The 15,053-nt window shown below is 47.2% G+C and carries 14 protein-coding genes; 4 read left to right on the top strand and 10 right to left on the bottom strand.

Going from position 1 to position 15,053, the window contains the following annotated elements; all coding sequences use genetic code 11:
* Positions 1–54: 54 nt before the first annotated feature.
* The 6 genes from WBG78_RS03655 to WBG78_RS03630 all read right to left on the bottom strand — a co-directional run bounded on the left by WBG78_RS03655 (position 55) and on the right by WBG78_RS03630 (position 5,864).
* Positions 55–2,010, bottom strand: a complete 1,956-nt coding sequence (locus WBG78_RS03655; protein ID WP_337325011.1) for a CehA/McbA family metallohydrolase — start codon at positions 2,008–2,010, stop codon at positions 55–57.
* Positions 2,011–2,120: 110 nt separating this feature from the next.
* Positions 2,121–2,483: a hypothetical protein gene (locus WBG78_RS03650; protein WP_337325010.1), complete on the bottom strand. Its 363-nt coding sequence runs from the start codon at positions 2,481–2,483 to the stop codon at positions 2,121–2,123.
* A 60-nt stretch (positions 2,484–2,543) separates the two neighbouring features.
* Positions 2,544–3,668 (bottom strand): adenylate/guanylate cyclase domain-containing protein, encoded by a 1,125-nt coding sequence (locus tag WBG78_RS03645; RefSeq protein ID WP_337325009.1) that lies wholly within the window; start codon positions 3,666–3,668, stop codon positions 2,544–2,546.
* Between the two features lie 41 nt (positions 3,669–3,709).
* Positions 3,710–4,954: an RNA polymerase sigma factor gene (locus tag WBG78_RS03640; RefSeq protein ID WP_337325008.1), complete on the bottom strand. Its 1,245-nt coding sequence runs from the start codon at positions 4,952–4,954 to the stop codon at positions 3,710–3,712.
* A gap of 66 nt (positions 4,955–5,020) precedes the next feature.
* The gene (locus WBG78_RS03635; RefSeq protein WP_337325007.1) at positions 5,021–5,365 is read right to left on the bottom strand and encodes a YciI family protein; all 345 of its coding nucleotides are present in this window, start codon (positions 5,363–5,365) and stop codon (positions 5,021–5,023) included.
* Positions 5,366–5,414: 49 nt separating this feature from the next.
* A complete protein-coding gene (locus WBG78_RS03630) occupies positions 5,415–5,864 on the bottom strand; it encodes a carboxymuconolactone decarboxylase family protein (RefSeq protein WP_337325006.1) in 450 nt (149 codons plus the stop codon).
* Between the two features lie 165 nt (positions 5,865–6,029).
* Between WBG78_RS03630 and WBG78_RS03625 the strand changes: the two genes are divergently transcribed.
* The 4 genes from WBG78_RS03625 to ppk1 all read left to right on the top strand — a co-directional run bounded on the left by WBG78_RS03625 (position 6,030) and on the right by ppk1 (position 9,696).
* Positions 6,030–6,365: a hypothetical protein gene (locus tag WBG78_RS03625; protein WP_337325005.1), complete on the top strand. Its 336-nt coding sequence runs from the start codon at positions 6,030–6,032 to the stop codon at positions 6,363–6,365.
* A 134-nt stretch (positions 6,366–6,499) separates the two neighbouring features.
* A complete protein-coding gene (locus WBG78_RS03620; protein ID WP_337325004.1) occupies positions 6,500–7,036 on the top strand; it encodes a PPC domain-containing DNA-binding protein in 537 nt (178 codons plus the stop codon).
* Between the two features lie 78 nt (positions 7,037–7,114).
* On the top strand, positions 7,115–7,558 hold the full coding sequence (locus WBG78_RS03615; protein WP_337325003.1) for a hypothetical protein: 444 nt from the start codon (positions 7,115–7,117) through the stop codon (positions 7,556–7,558).
* 122 nt (positions 7,559–7,680) lie between these two features.
* On the top strand, positions 7,681–9,696 hold the full coding sequence (gene ppk1 / locus WBG78_RS03610) for a polyphosphate kinase 1 (protein ID WP_337325002.1): 2,016 nt from the start codon (positions 7,681–7,683) through the stop codon (positions 9,694–9,696).
* Positions 9,697–10,072: 376 nt separating this feature from the next.
* Here the strand turns inward: ppk1 and WBG78_RS03605 are convergent, their stop codons facing one another.
* From WBG78_RS03605 to WBG78_RS03590, 4 genes are all read right to left on the bottom strand, one after another.
* Positions 10,073–11,653, bottom strand: coding sequence for a Na+/H+ antiporter (locus WBG78_RS03605; RefSeq protein WP_337325001.1), 1,581 nt, complete (start codon positions 11,651–11,653; stop codon positions 10,073–10,075).
* Between the two features lie 50 nt (positions 11,654–11,703).
* The gene (locus tag WBG78_RS03600) at positions 11,704–13,254 is read right to left on the bottom strand and encodes a glycoside hydrolase family 32 protein (protein WP_337325000.1); all 1,551 of its coding nucleotides are present in this window, start codon (positions 13,252–13,254) and stop codon (positions 11,704–11,706) included.
* A 119-nt stretch (positions 13,255–13,373) separates the two neighbouring features.
* Positions 13,374–14,183, bottom strand: coding sequence for an alpha/beta hydrolase (locus WBG78_RS03595; RefSeq protein ID WP_337324999.1), 810 nt, complete (start codon positions 14,181–14,183; stop codon positions 13,374–13,376).
* A 39-nt stretch (positions 14,184–14,222) separates the two neighbouring features.
* A complete protein-coding gene (locus WBG78_RS03590) occupies positions 14,223–15,020 on the bottom strand; it encodes a sulfite exporter TauE/SafE family protein (protein ID WP_337324998.1) in 798 nt (265 codons plus the stop codon).
* Positions 15,021–15,053: the final 33 nt, after the last annotated feature.

Genomic DNA, 15,053 nt, shown 5'->3' with positions numbered 1-15,053 from the left:
CACAGTTCTGCAATCAAAGTGCGAACTACAAAGAATGAAGCAACGATTAGCTGGCTAGTTCGCCTGCTTCAGAATCTCTTCATATACACGACGCGCCCGATCGTAAGCTTCTTTAGCTGAAGTTCTTTCTTCGCTGCGTATGTTTCCCTGTTTCGTCTTCCAGCATTGATCAAGTGCCTGAATGCACCATTCAACACTGCGTTTTTCAGCTATGGGTTTGTTGTCGATAATCACAAACACAGGATTGGTATGAGCGCTTCCGGGAATTCGAAGCGCTACCCATGACGACTGTTTGATAGCGTATTGAAAGTTGATGTCATTCCATTTGCCATCTGCAGAAACAACAGCGGTATCAACCGGTACTCCATTTACAATGAGTTCGACCGGGACAGTTCTCGTTGATCCGAGGCGGGCTCTTTCGATGTGCCAGTAAGGTTGTTTCGTAAAATCTGAATTGGCAATGCGTTTGCCTTCTTCCGTTTGCACAGCGGGCAGGTTGGCAATAGCTTTTGCAGATACCTTGACCGTTGCGGCCTTCTTAAGCATCAGACGACTATCCCTGACACCCATCTCTACATCATTCACAATGAAGTCTATGATATGCGAACCGCCTTCAGTCACATACGACCTCCCCGACTTGATGTTGGCGATAAAGTTATCATAGGTGAGTTCTCCCTGGGGTTTGAAATAGCTTCTGCCCAGACCGACCCGTTCATCGTAGATGCAGGGAAAGTCAGTCTCTCCGCTGAGCCGTGTGGTGAATCCGCTGTTGAGTGTATGATACCACATATTCAATTCCCACGGTAGCGGTGTGTCGCCGGCGCTGTAAAAGTCAACGGCGCGTTGCGTAACGGTAACGATATATTCATTGGCACCGATGTTATCCATTTTGGGCAGGACGTAATTCGGCAAATCTCGGGTTGGCGTAACAGGCTCCAGTCCCCATCCCGAGTGAGCATAGCCTGTAATTCCACCCTGGGAATGCGCCCATTCGAGAACAGGCAGTGTCCAGCTGGGCCATTCCTCTATGGTTTGCTTTCCCATGTAGTCATCGTCCTTTAACCGAAGCAAAACAATATGACCTGCATGCGAAGATGGAAATCCCGACACTTCAACATCCTGGCGAAGAATGTTCCTGCGTGTAGATAACGGGTTGTCTTTGCCGGTAAAGAATTGTTTCTGATAGTACCAGCTTGGTCCCCAGGCAAGAACTACGGCCACATTAACTGCTTCCCCCAATGACTGACGCCACATGTCCCCAGGCTTAACTCCCTCCTCTGGGCTTTCATAGTGCATACAACCCGCAGCATGCACATGATGATCGGAACTAAACCATCCCATTGAAGGCAGATCAACCCAGCGTTTCAACTGGAAGGTTGCCTCCATTTCTTTGACACCTGATGGAACAACCAGCTCTGATTGCTGTGGCGTGTACTCCGGTCCGCGTGTATAAGTGACGTTGTACTTTCCAGGAGGAAGCATGACGTGCTCTCCATTAGAGCGATAAACCTGTGGCTGAAAGAAGAAGTCAGGGTATTCGTCATAAGCAGCAACGCGACGGCCGGGCAAAGGATAAATCCCCGTTAATTGTTTAGGGACTTTATATCCGCTCTCCGGCCGGTCAAATATTGGAGTGAATTCCCTTTGCGCAGCTGCCAATCGTATGTCGCTGTTACCGATCGTTGTGACGCTATCGTCTAACAGGCGTTCGACGCCGTCGCTAATGATGAATGACGCCATCGTTGGATTTCCATCAACGTCTTTAACGTTCAGCTTCACCAGCACCGAAGGCTGAATGTCGAACAATATGTTCAGTGTATTTCTGAAACCAATGTCCTGCGTGCCCTGCCCGATATTGAAACCAAGCTCTGCTTCACGTCGGCCCGCATCCTTACAATAGATCTGTAAGACGGCATACTCGAGTTTCAATCCCGACAAATGCGGAAGCAAGGGACGATTCCGATAGATGGATAATTCAAGGAACCGGTTGGCAACCTGCCCTTCAGACAATCGCTTTTCGTCCTTTACTTTTGGATCAAAGGAGGGAGCAAAGATCGGACTTATTGCGTTGGGACTTTCAGCAATTAGCTGGGCTGTTGCTCCTGCATCGTTAACGACTTTTATAGGAAAGTTGCCCAGCCATTTTGAATGAGCTTCGCGGATGCCTGGCCACGATCAAGTTTCACACGTGATTCCGGGTTAATGCTGACAACGGCAAGGCAATAGGGGTCAAGGATCTCCTGTATCGCACTGGAAACTTCCTGACCCGGTTTCTGATGTTCAAGTGCCTTAAGCTTTTGCTCGTCCGCTTTGCTCATTGCACTACCCAGAAAGGCAAGTGCATCTTTTAACCGAAGTGCCTGCGCCAGCAACGGCTGTGAATCAACTTTTGAAGATGTGGGTGCATGTGAAGCGTGATCATGTTGTCCAAATGCAAAGGCGATGGGCAACAGCAGAAGGATAACAACCGAAGCCTTTTTCATATTACCAATGTACGAGTAAAGGGCGACGAAGCATTAGGTTTCTATCACAAACACTTTCTTCTACTCCGCCCATTCAACGCTTATAACATCTACCCTTGTCGCCTTACCTTTCAAAGAGAGCAGGCCGAGGTCCTCCGCCCTGATTGACGAGTGCCCGCCAACTTTATCATACAGATACTTCGAAATCAGAAAGCTCTTGCCATAAGTATTGCAGATGCTTTGGAGACGAGCGGCAGTGTTGAGGGTATCTCCGTGATAGGCGATGTCGCGTTTTACTTCCCCTATCTCGACGGCCGTTACGGTGCCCGCATGAGCACCAGCTTTAAATTCTGGAAGGTGGTCGTAGTTATCCAGGTAATATTGCCTCCGTTCCTGAAACTGCTTCTTACAAGCGAAGAAGAACATCAGGCAGGATTGATCCCGTAACCCCTCACTTTCGGGCCACATCACCACAATCTCATCGCCTGCGTACTGGTAGACCTGTGCATAGAAAGGATACAACACTTCATTAATGTCGTCGAAACAATCGCGGATGAAGGCGCTGTATTTCAGATGGCCCAACTCTTCTGCAGTTGTTGTTGATGATTTAAGGTCCATGAACATGAAGATCCGATCCTCTTCCCGGGGATCGCGATATCTTCCCATAAGCAACGGAACAATGATTCCCGGTCCGTACTTCTTGTTCACCTGATTGATGAAGTTGATCACGGCCGCCATCACAAAATAGTATACCACCAACAGCAGAAGCAATGCCTGCCAGGACTTATCATTCAATATAATGCCGTTGGCGTGCAATGTTGGCGCGAGCCACATGTCGACAATGACGTAGCGCAGGAGAGCAAGAATAATCACCTGCACCAGAAACGAAATGAGTGTCTTGAACAGAAGCAATTTTCCTAGAGGAAGCTTTCTCATGACATTCCTGTCGAGATAATAACCGGTCAGGCCTAGTATGAGTCCATAGACGATACCCAGTGAAATGGCGATTAACAATAACGTCCCATATTCCAATGCCAGCGGATTGTGAAATGTTGCTGTCAGTACACGCGACTGAAGGTGCATGATCGTGACCAACAGAATGTTTGCCAGTATCCAGAAGTTGGTTTGGGTGCCGAGGTAAGTAAGGAGAGGATATCTTGCTGTGTAGCGGTGTGCAAGTGTAGTGTACTCGAACTTCTTAGCCATGCTTTCGAAGATACGCAGAAATTACCATGTCCTGTAGCGAACTATGCGTTCGGGTTTTTACTAAGCTTATTGAGATGACGAAGTATGGTCAAGCGATTTGTTGGCGAAGACACAAGGTTTAGCGCCGTCTGAAAATTACTTCGTGCAAGGTCATTGTTGATGCCGGTGTACAGGTGCCCCAATAATGAGAAGTAGTGAGGATTGTCTGTCAGTTGTAACTTCTCAGCCTCAATGATGGCCACTTCCTTTCCGCGAACTTTTGAAAGCGCAAACGTTCTGTTCAAGGCTGCTATTGGTGAATACTCTAACACGAGCAGGTGATTGTAGTAATCCAGAATCCTGGTCCATTTTTCAAGCGTGTCTTCCTTGTGGGTATGCCAGTAGGCAATCGCTGCTTCCAGATGAAAGCGACTGACCTCGTCGCCAACTGAGGCGAAGTTCAGAAAGTAGCTCCCCCTTGTGATGAGATCCTTGTCCCATCGGGAATCATCCTGATCCTCGTAGAGGATTGTTTCGCCCATTTCGTCTTCGCGCGCATTGAACCGGGACGCGTGGAAACACATCAGTGCGTACAGGGCCTTCGTTGCAGGTGTGTCGGTAAGCTTGTTGTCGATCAGCATCATGTTTAGTCGCATGGCTTCGTCGCAGAAGTCACGTCGGAGGATTCTGTTCTGTGAGGCGGAATAATAGCCCTCAGAAAACAACAAGTACAATGTCATCAGCACATTTGGGAGTCGTTCCGGAATCTCCTCCAATAGCGGTTGGCGAATGTCGATGTCTGCATCCTTTAACTTTTCTTTCGCGCGATTGATGCGCTTGTACACAACATCTTTGCTGGTAAGAAATGCGTCGGCAATCTCCTGAACTCCGAATCCGCAGAGAAGATTCAGGGCAAGGGAAATCTGAGACTCCGAGGAATTAACAGGATTACATACTGTAAAGATCATAGCCAGCTGACTATCGGCGATGTTCTTTACTGAAAAATCAAGTTCAGGCTCTTCTGTCGTTTCCGTGAGAGTCGATATTTCCTTAGAAATCTTCTTTTCAAATAATGTGTCGCGCTTCAGATGATTCCTGATCTTGTTTCTTGCAACGGCATATAACCAGGCTCGCGGATTGTCCGGTGTGCCTTTCAAGGACCAGTCTTCAGTTGCTGATAAGAATGTATCGCTTACAATGTCTTCAACCAATTCGACATGTTTGATACCAAATGAATAGCTCAATACCGAAACGATGTTCCGATATTCGGAGCGAAACAGATCGGGAAGTAGCTCGGGTTGATTCATGAATAACAGTGCCTTCACCGGCTAAAGTGAAGGCACTAAATTAGGACAATAAGTTTGTGCCCCTAACTAAGCATTTGGAATGGCCTGGCGAATTTCCACCGAGGCTCCCCAGTTAAGAATCGGGCAACCCTTTGCTATATCGGAAGCCTCTTCATAGCTATTGGCGCGAACAATGATAAGGCCCCCGACAGATTCTTTTACTTCAGCATATGGCCCATCCGTTACCACGTTGCCTTTCACCACCCGGCCGCTGGTGTCCAGGCGTTTTGGAGGAGCAACCAATTTGTTTTGTGCAGCGATTCCACCGATCCATTCCTGAAAGGGCTTGATGAGATCCTGCATTTGCTGAGGAGATGGCGCAGACTCTTTGTTGATTAGATCGCGATGAATGATCAATAAATACTCGTTCATAAGTAATGCTTGCTTTGCTTAAAAATAGGAAGTTTAGTTAATAGTCGGATCAGGCGAACTGACCTACCTGATAGGTGCCTACTTCGTTACCGAATGTAATGTTGAGGCGATTCCAGATGTTGATCGTTGACACTGCAATTGTAAGATCAATCAATTCGGCATCTGTAAATTGAGATTTTGCGGCTTCGTATACGGCGTCGGGAACATGGGCCTTGTTCACTGCCTCAGCAAAGGCGAGAGCTGCACGCTCGCGATCAGTAAAAAACGGTGTTTCGCGCCAGGCGCTAAGCGTATATAATCTTTGCTCGCTTTCGCCGCGGTGGCGAGCATCCTTGCCATGCATATCGAGGCAATAGGCGCAGCCGTTAATCTGTGATATTCTGAAATTAATCAGCTCACGAAGTCCGACTTCCAACGAAGATTTGTTCAAATGACCTGCCAATCCGAAAACGGGTTTCAATGCTGCCATGTGTTCGAAGATGTTCAATCTGGTTTCCATACGATAATTGTTGTTTTATGCATGGAGGACAAGCGATCCGGGAATTTTGGACAAGAACCTGAAAAAATTTCAAGAGAATTTTTCAATGGCTATTCAGGCCTCGTATGAGGGTATTCCGGTGCCTTTGGAACGAATGTTGTCCGAATTCCGGAAAAACCGTATCATATGAAAAGCTTGCTTTTATTAATGGCGCTCGGGGGCGCGAGCTATGTTGCCCATGCTCAAACAGATGCACAGCATAAAGGTGATACCACTACGCAGGCACCTTACGAAAATAAGGTTGACAATCTATATCGGCAGCAGGAAGACATGGTTGAAATCAAGCCAGAAGATATCCCGCAAGAACTTAAGACTACGTTAAAACAATCGCGCTACCAGGGCTGGGAACAGGGTTCGTTGACTCGTTCGTCTGATGGAAAAGTCTACGAATTGCACATGAACAAAGGCAAGAAAATGAAAGTCTATCGTTTTGATGGCCAGGGTAAGCTGGTGAACGATTAACGACAGGGCAGGATTGAATTTAACATATCAGGAAACTGTAGCCTATCGACACTAATTGTCCCACGATTGGGGTTATATCGGTACAACCTTTTAGTGGCTCTGTCACTTCAATAAAAACAATCAATTGAATTTCTATGACCAATGTACTCTCGTATACGTTGTGCTTCGCGATCATCGTTGCAGAATTTGTTGGCAATCTTCAAACATTTGCGCAGGCCATGACCACCAACTCAATTGTTGAGCAGAAAATTAAGCCCTACACCGCAGTGCCTGGTGGCTATCTAATTGTACTCCGGGAAGGCGAAAAATTATTCGATGCACTTGAACGGCTGGCTGTTGACGAGCATGTACCATCCGCCAATTTCACTGGAATGGGATTCGTAAACATAACCTTTGGGTTCTTTGACGCCAACAAGAAAGAGTATAAACCTGGAGAATTCCGAAATGTAGAGCTGGCCAGCATGCACGGAAGCATCGCATGGAAAGAAGGAAAGCCTTCTGTACATGCGCACGGGGTTGTAGGCGATCAAAACTTTGAGTCACATGCCGGACATATCCTCAACGCCACGGTAAGTACTGGTTCTCTTGAAATACTGGTGGCGGTTCACGACAAGAAGCTGGAACGAAAAAAAGATGAGCGGCTTGGGGCTGATGTTTTAAATCTTTATTAATTCAGGCATCAGCCAAAAATCACCCAAAAAGAGTGAAACCTGCGTACGGCCGGACCGTTATACGGTCAAAAATGCCTTATGAAGTTTCTGCCTGCAATCCTTTTCCTTTTGGTATCAGCTTATTGTTCCGGCCAGGTGGTCAAAGATGCGGATGTGCCAGCCGTTGTAAAGGCCACTGCAATAAAACAGAACAAGAATGAGGCAGTACAATCCTGGGTGCTGGACAAGAACCGTGGTAAATACATAGCAACAACCCTTCACGCCAACGTTCTTCGCGGTATAGAGATCAGCTTCGACGGTAAATGGTTACAGACAACGGAAAGCATTCTTCCCCAAAACATGCCTTCGGCAGTGATTGGAGCCGCTAAAAAGGAATATCCAGAGCATGAGCTCAGCAACCTTTTCTACATAACTCAGCCCGACAAAGCCTCCTATTACACAATTGACGCATCATCTGACGATGAAGATGTTACTCTTACCATAGATCCATCCGGAAAGATTTTGGAAAAGGAAGTCCAATAACGGACTCGCAAAGGCCAGTCGTCCGGGCCGTATTATGAAATTGTTATATTCCCCCGGTTCAGTTGCGCAGGCATTGCTCAAATGAGTGATCTTTGGTATCCGTGCCAAATGCGCGGACTCTCATGGATCAAAACAAACATTCCAACCGATACTTCGATCGCGACATCAGCTGGCTTAAGTTCAACGAGCGAGTACTGGAAGAAGCCGCGAAAGTTGACGTGCCCCTTTTCGAGCGACTGAAATTTCTTGCCATCTATTCTTCAAACCTGGATGAATTTTACCGGGTTCGTATGGCATCAATCATGGCCTTAAGCAAAGTTGTTAAAGAACGGAAGAGGTGCCTGGATTCCGTCCACTCAATTATCCGTAGTCAGCAAGACCAGTTTGGCGACATCCTCAGAAACCAAATCATGCCCGAGCTGAGCCAGAACAACATTGAGCTGCTGTATAATGTCGATATCCCTCCGGCGCTTTATCCTTCGTTACGGGAAATCTTTTACAATCAGATCGCCGGGTTTCTTCATGTTGAACAGCTTACGAAACACACGAAGCTGTTCCCCGAGAATAATAAACTGTACCTAACGGTATCGCTGGTGGAAAGCAATGATATGTTTGTAGTCAACATTCCCTCCGATAGTTTAAGTCGTTTTTACTCTATTCCGCTGGAAGGCAAAATCTTTGTGGTGATAATCGACGATATCATCTGTCACCATGTTTCGGCGTTGTTCGGTGGTCGGGAGGTCCGTGATGTGCATGCCTTCAAGGTCACGCGCGACGCGGAAATGAATCCAACTGACGAAATGGGGGTGACACCTACAGACCAGATGGAAAAACTGCTTGCCGTCAGAGATCTTGGATTTGCTACAAGACTGCTTTACGGGGCCGCCATGCCCGAGTACATGCTCCGTAAGCTGGTCAGGACTTTCAAAATGGACGACGCATCGCACATTGCCGGAGGACGATATCACAATCTGCGTGACTTCTTCTCTTTTCCCAAGGGAAGTCCTCATCTAAACTACGATGCTCAGCGGCAAATACGACTTAACATCCACAACGGACTTTCTATATTCGACAGGATCGATCAGGGCGACGTGATGTTGCATACACCCTATCACAGTTATGACATGATTCTTCGGTTTTTCAATGAAGCGGCAATCGACCCGTTCGTTGAAAAAATCTATGTCACACTCTATCGCATTGCCACCGACTCGGCCATTGCTCATGCGCTTATTTCCGCAGCTAAAAACGGAAAGAAAGTCTATGTTTTAGTTGAGCTGAAGGCGAGGTTCGACGAAGCTAATAATCTGCGCTGGTCGTCGAGAATGAAGGAGGCAGGAGTTAAGATAATGTACAGTGGTGCACGAATGAAAGTGCACGCAAAGACTGCTTTGGTCACACGCAGGCAGGATGAGTCAACGCGAAAATACGGCCTGTTTGCAACGGGCAACTTCAATGAAAACACGGCCCGCGTTTATACGGACCATATTCTGTTTACATCCAATACAAAACTTCTCAGTGAAGCACAATTACTGTTTAAGATCCTTATCAAGAACTCAAGACAACCTGATCCGGGAAAGATTGTGTTTAAGGAATTGATCGTTGCTCCATTCAACATAAGGGAGTCGTTCTTCGCTTTGATCGATCACGAAATTGAGTCAGCACAAAATGGACGACAGGCATCCATCATCATTAAGATGAATAATCTGGAAGAAGAAACGCTCATTGATAAGTTGTATGAGGCCTCTGCAGCTGGTGTTCAAGTCCAGTTGATAGTGCGAAGTATTTGCCGGCTCATTCCTCAACAACCAGGGTTAAGTGAGAACATCACTGTCCGACGCATCATAGATCGATATCTTGAACACGGGAGGGTGTTTATATTCCACAATGGCGGAGACGAGAAGATATACTGCGGATCGGCGGATTGGATGAATCGAAATATTTATCATCGGATTGAAGTGTGTTTTCCGATTTTCGATGCGCAGATCCGAAGTCAATTACTAGCGATTATTAAGTTACAGCTACGGGATAATGCAAAGGCTGTGATGATCGATCAATTGATGAATAATGTTCCTATTAGCAATGGCGAGGAGAAGGTCAGATCTCAGAGCGGGATTTATGATCTTGTTTACAACCAGTGATGAGTGGTGTATTACAGCAAGGAAGAGGCGCTTTTTGAGTAGGTGCGAAACAGGGTTCCGACTTTGTGAAAGTCGTTAAGTACGGGGTAGTAGCCAGATAGCTTAAACACCAATTAGACCAAGAGTACGCTCATCTTATAAAACACTGAATGAAAATGCCCAGAAGACAGGCACAAAGTCACTATAAGGTCACTATAAGGTCGCTATAAGGTCACTGTAAGGTGGTGGGAGTGGATTCCAACTGAGCATGTATACGTGGCGGATTTTAGGAGCATACCTTAGTAGCAAAATACAAGCCACTAATAGCAGCAAAGCGTTAAGCGCAAAATGTAAAACTCTAAATGTAAAATGTAAAAGTTTGGCGTCGATGGGGTTATCACATAAACCTTAGCTTCTCCTCTTCTATATCGAGCTGCTGAAGATACTTTCTGATCACTTCTTCGTCAATGTGTCCGTCGTCAGAATTTTTCGTGAGTAACCACTCGCGCTGTTGTTTGATCACATCAAGATAAATCGCCCGTTGCTCCTCAGGCATATCGAGATCCGCGTCGTTTCCGTTAGTCTTCGATTCCCACTTGTTAACCATATAACGAAGGGAGTTGTGTTGGGTTGCCTGATCACCGTATTGACTAGTCAGATGACCTAGTGCTTTCTGAGCGAGACCGCGCTTCAGCAATATTTCTGCGTCGTGATCAGGGATGTAGTCTTTGTAGTCGGGAAGTTCTATCTTCTTAATGAGCCATGGCAGCGTTAGCCCCTGAACGACAAGCGTTGCAGTGATGACAATAAAAGTGATAAACAAAATCAGGTTCCGGTGCGGGAAGGGAACGCCATCCGTCAGATGAATGGGAATAGACAGTGCCGCAGCGAGCGACACAACGCCACGCATACCTGTCCAACCCAGTAAGGTAGGTGCCTTGAGTCCCGGGTTCCGGTCTGCAACCGTAGCGAACCTGCCGACGATCACTGTTGTAAGCACAGCACCATAAGCTGCAAAAATTCTTACTAATATCAAGACGCCGGTGACCAGCAGTCCATAACCAATCGCCGCTGTGACGCTGACGCCTTCCTGGGCGAGTCCCCCGGTAATTTCAGAGAGGTCAAGGCCAATAAGCATGAACACCAATCCATTCAATACAAACACGAGGCTTTGCCAGACATTGCCGCCGCGTAGCCTGGATGAGCTTCGAAGGAAATCGTGCCGCTTAACCGATTGAAAAAGTCCGCCGCTTACAACGGCAAGTACACCCGAGCTATGCACTTCTTCCGCTGCGATGTACATCACGTAAGGTGCTACAAGAGTAAGGACTATATCCATGTTTTCGTCGGTCGGCAGATATCGATGCGCCTTCATAAACAACCATGCTACGAGCAGGCCGACGCCAACGCCGCCAATCACCATCCACACAAACGTCAAAGTTGCCTGAAGGAAAAAGAACTGACCGGTTGCTACGGCTATGAGCGCGAAGCGAAAGATGATGAGTGATGAAGCGTCGTTCAGGAGGCTTTCTCCTTCCAGTATTGACGACATGCGGCGAGGCACTTTGACGAACTTCAGAATTGCACTTGCACTTACGGCATCAGGCGGTGAAACGATTCCTCCGAGAAGAAATCCGAGTGCAAGTGATATACCCGGGATGAAGAAATTTGCTGCTATTGCTACTGACGTTGCTGTGAGGAAGACGACGATAAAGGCGAAGCTGCTGATGATTCTTCTCCAACGCCAGAGTTCCTTCCAGGAGATCGCGAATGCTGCATCATAGAGAAGTGGCGGCAGGAAGATAATGAAGATCAACTCAGGGTCTATGTGCAGGACGGGAAGTCCGGGAACAATGGAAATGAGCAGTCCCGCCATCACCAGTAGCACAGGGTAGGCTACCTTGATCTTGTTGGCCAGCATAATGATCAACAGGATGGCGATTATAAGTGCGAGATAAAATGGAAACTGATCAATCATTTGGATGCAATGTGAAATCGATTTAAAATGTTTTCACCTGATGCAATATACTACCAGATTGGTTTCAATTGTTGAAGTTGGATTGTTCCCGCGCTTATTCCTGAAGACTTTCCATACATTAAAATTTCATTGAAGACTTCGTCAGGGAACGTTATCGCGGTCAGCGTAGCAGATCCCTTGTCGAAGAACAATTCCACGGAGGCCACGTCGACAACGGCCCGGAAGGATATCGTGTCATCGTTTGCAATACGTGGAGCGCGTATACGGTTTAGAAAATCCTTGTGAAATGTTGATGGCATTCCGGTACCGCGGTCAATATAAAATTCATTAGCAACCGGGTCGAATCCGACCAGAACTTTTTGACCTCGGTCATTTCGGAGCTCAAGAACAAAATCGGATTTCTTTACTGATGCATCAATCACCAGAGGTATTGAAAGTGAATCTTCCTTTGTAACCAGATTCAAAGTATCAATATCCGATGCAGCATTCAACGTCTTTGATTCGGACACCAGTTCATCCAACTCATTGACGGGAAGTGAATTTACGACATAGCCATTCTGAGTCTTATGTAATGAAAGCGTACGCGGTATGGTGGTTGCACTTCGCCATGCGGTAGTTGGAACACGCTCTGCATAGATCCAATTGCTCATCCATCCGATGAAAATGCGCCTTCCATCAGTAGCCGGTACGTTGGCGAATGTAACACCGGCGTAATCGTCAGGGCCATAGTCTATCCATCCGGAATTTTTTCCGGGCGTATCAGAAATGAAACGTTTACCATCAAAGCCACCAATAAAGTACTGGGTTCCTGAACCGCCATTTGGAGCACCCGGATTAATGCTGACGAACAGTACATATTTAGTGTTGCCTGTTTCATCTCTAAGTTTAAAAAGGTCGGGACATTCCCACACGCCTCCATGGTCACCATCGGTTTTTCCAAACTCGCTAAGTTTGCTCCACTTCTTCAGGTCAGGAGATCCGTAGAACTCAATGTGGTCCTTAACGGCAAGCGTCATCACCCACTGCTTGGCCTCGTCGATCCATGACACTTTAGGATCCCTGAAGTCGCGAATGTTTGGATTTTTCAGGACCGGGTTGTTGTCGTACTTTTTCCAGGTCCTTCCTTTATCGGTGCTGTAAGCGATGCCCTGCGTTTGAAAGTCGTTCTTCCCCTCGCGTTCTGCTTTGGCGTCGTGATAGGTGAATATTGCCACTACCGGTGGATTGTCTTTGGTGCCAAATCCGCTGGTGTTATTAGTGTCGACAACCGCGCTCCCTGAAAAGATGTAACCAAGGGAATCGGGGTACAACGCGATGGGTAGGCGCTCCCAGTGTACAAGGTCCTTGCTGACCGCGTGTCCCCAGTGCATCGGTCCCCACACGGTTGTATCTGGAAAGTGCTGGTAAAAGAGATGGTACTCTCCGTCGAGAAAGAACATGCCATTCGGATCGTTCATCCATCCGCTGGCCGGAGTAAAGTGTATTTGTGGTCGATACTGTTCGACTGGCGGAGGCGCCGGGGAATTGGTTTCCTTGTTCTCCTGCCTTGGTGAACAAGCAGTAATGAAGGCAATGCAAATTGCAATCAGGGGAATTCTCATACCAGTCTTACGGATAAGTTGAGTTTGATTCAATTTAGGAATTTCGGAACAGCTTTACTGACATTTCCATATTCCGGATGCCTCTACAGCCATGTCCGCAGCTGATTCCAGGATGCTTTTTACCAGCTATCCGTACTTAAAATGCTTCTTATAGCCTGCAAATACGCAGGCTTATCGGTCATGCCATTATGACCCACGCCCTGAAGCGTGATCAGCGTATCGCCTGGCTTAAGCAGCGCCTTAAGTTTAAGCGACTGTGAATATGGAATCACTTCGTCACGGTCGCCGTGAATCAGCACGATGGGCATTTCACACTCGTGCAGACTTTCGTTGGTTGACAATTTATACTTCAAAAGGAAAGTGGGCAGAAATGGAAAGGAGTGCTTCATCATATCCGTAAGGCTGTAATATGGAGCCTGCATGATCAGCATGCGTGGATTGTTGCGTGCCGCCATTTTAGCTGCCAATCCGCTTCCCAAAGAATATCCCAGTGCTATCACATCATTCTCATGATAGTGCTTCAATAAATAATTGTAGTATAGCTGAACGTCATCGACGAGCTGCGACTCACTTTCTATGGCACCCTCGCTCTTTCCGTAGCCACGATAGTCCAGCATCAGGACGTCGTAGCCGAAATCCTGGTATGTTGAAGCAACACTACCCCATGAATCCAGTGCGCCGCCATTGCCATGCAGGTATAAGATAACACCCTTCGATTGTTCCGTCGTGAATAACAGACCGTGAAGTTGTATGCCATCGTCTGCTTTGAGAAATATTTCGCTGTAGGAACCGGGAAACTGAAACTGGTATTTCGCATGTATCCGATCAGGAAGAAAGATCAGTCGCTCCTGAAAGACGTAGGCCAGGATGCAAATCGCGAGATAGACGGCCAATATTACAATCAGTGCAACCAGCATGAACTTAGGCATGCATGCAAGATACAATGCGGGGGCGGACCAGGACAGCTGTTACGTTCCAAATACTGTTGAGAGATTATGAATTCCGATTGCAATTCCAACAGTGGAGACGACTATGGCAAAACCTGTCTTGAGCTCAGAGGCCTGTACATGGCTGTTCAACCATCGTCCTATCAGTACGCTCGGGATCGCTACAGCCATGAGAGAGGCAATTAGTTGGAAATTGATCTGTAGTCCCGCTGAAAGGTCACCAACGAACGAAACTGCTGACTTCATTGCAATGATTGTCAACGATGTGCCTACTGCGCTTCGGATTTCCAAACCTGCGAGTATTACCAGCGATGGAAGAATCAGAAATCCTCCACCTGCTCCTACAATACCTGTGATCAACCCGACGCCAAATCCAACCGGCACCAGCCATCGGTAACCGGTTCTCTGTACGGATTGTTGATGCCGGCGCAAAAGCATGCTTAGCCCTGATGATATCATCGTTATCGAAAAAATGAGCATCACAAATGAGTCGCGCGTGATGGTAAACATTTGAGCGGCCACTAATACATCAGGAATAATCGTTATGAGACAAACCCGTGCCAGACACGCCCCAACAATACAGGGAAGGCCAAAGAATAGCACCGCATACACATTGATGCTCTTAGCAGTTGGATCCCTGAGGGCTCCAACTGCTGCTGTTAGTCCCACAAGAATAGAAGTGTACGTGGTTGCCAACGTGGGCTCTACCCGAAACAAGTACACCAGGACCGGCAGGGCGAGTATAGATCCGCCCGCTCCGATCATTCCAAGGCACACGCCCATCAGGCTGATCACAGCATATCCAAAAAAGGCATCCATAAAGAAAGATTATTCAGCAGCGATTAAGTTGAA

Source organism: Chryseolinea sp. T2, assembly GCF_037203685.1.
Lineage (GTDB): Bacteria > Bacteroidota > Bacteroidia > Cytophagales > Cyclobacteriaceae > Chryseolinea.
This window is presented reverse-complemented; position numbering and strand designations above follow the sequence as displayed.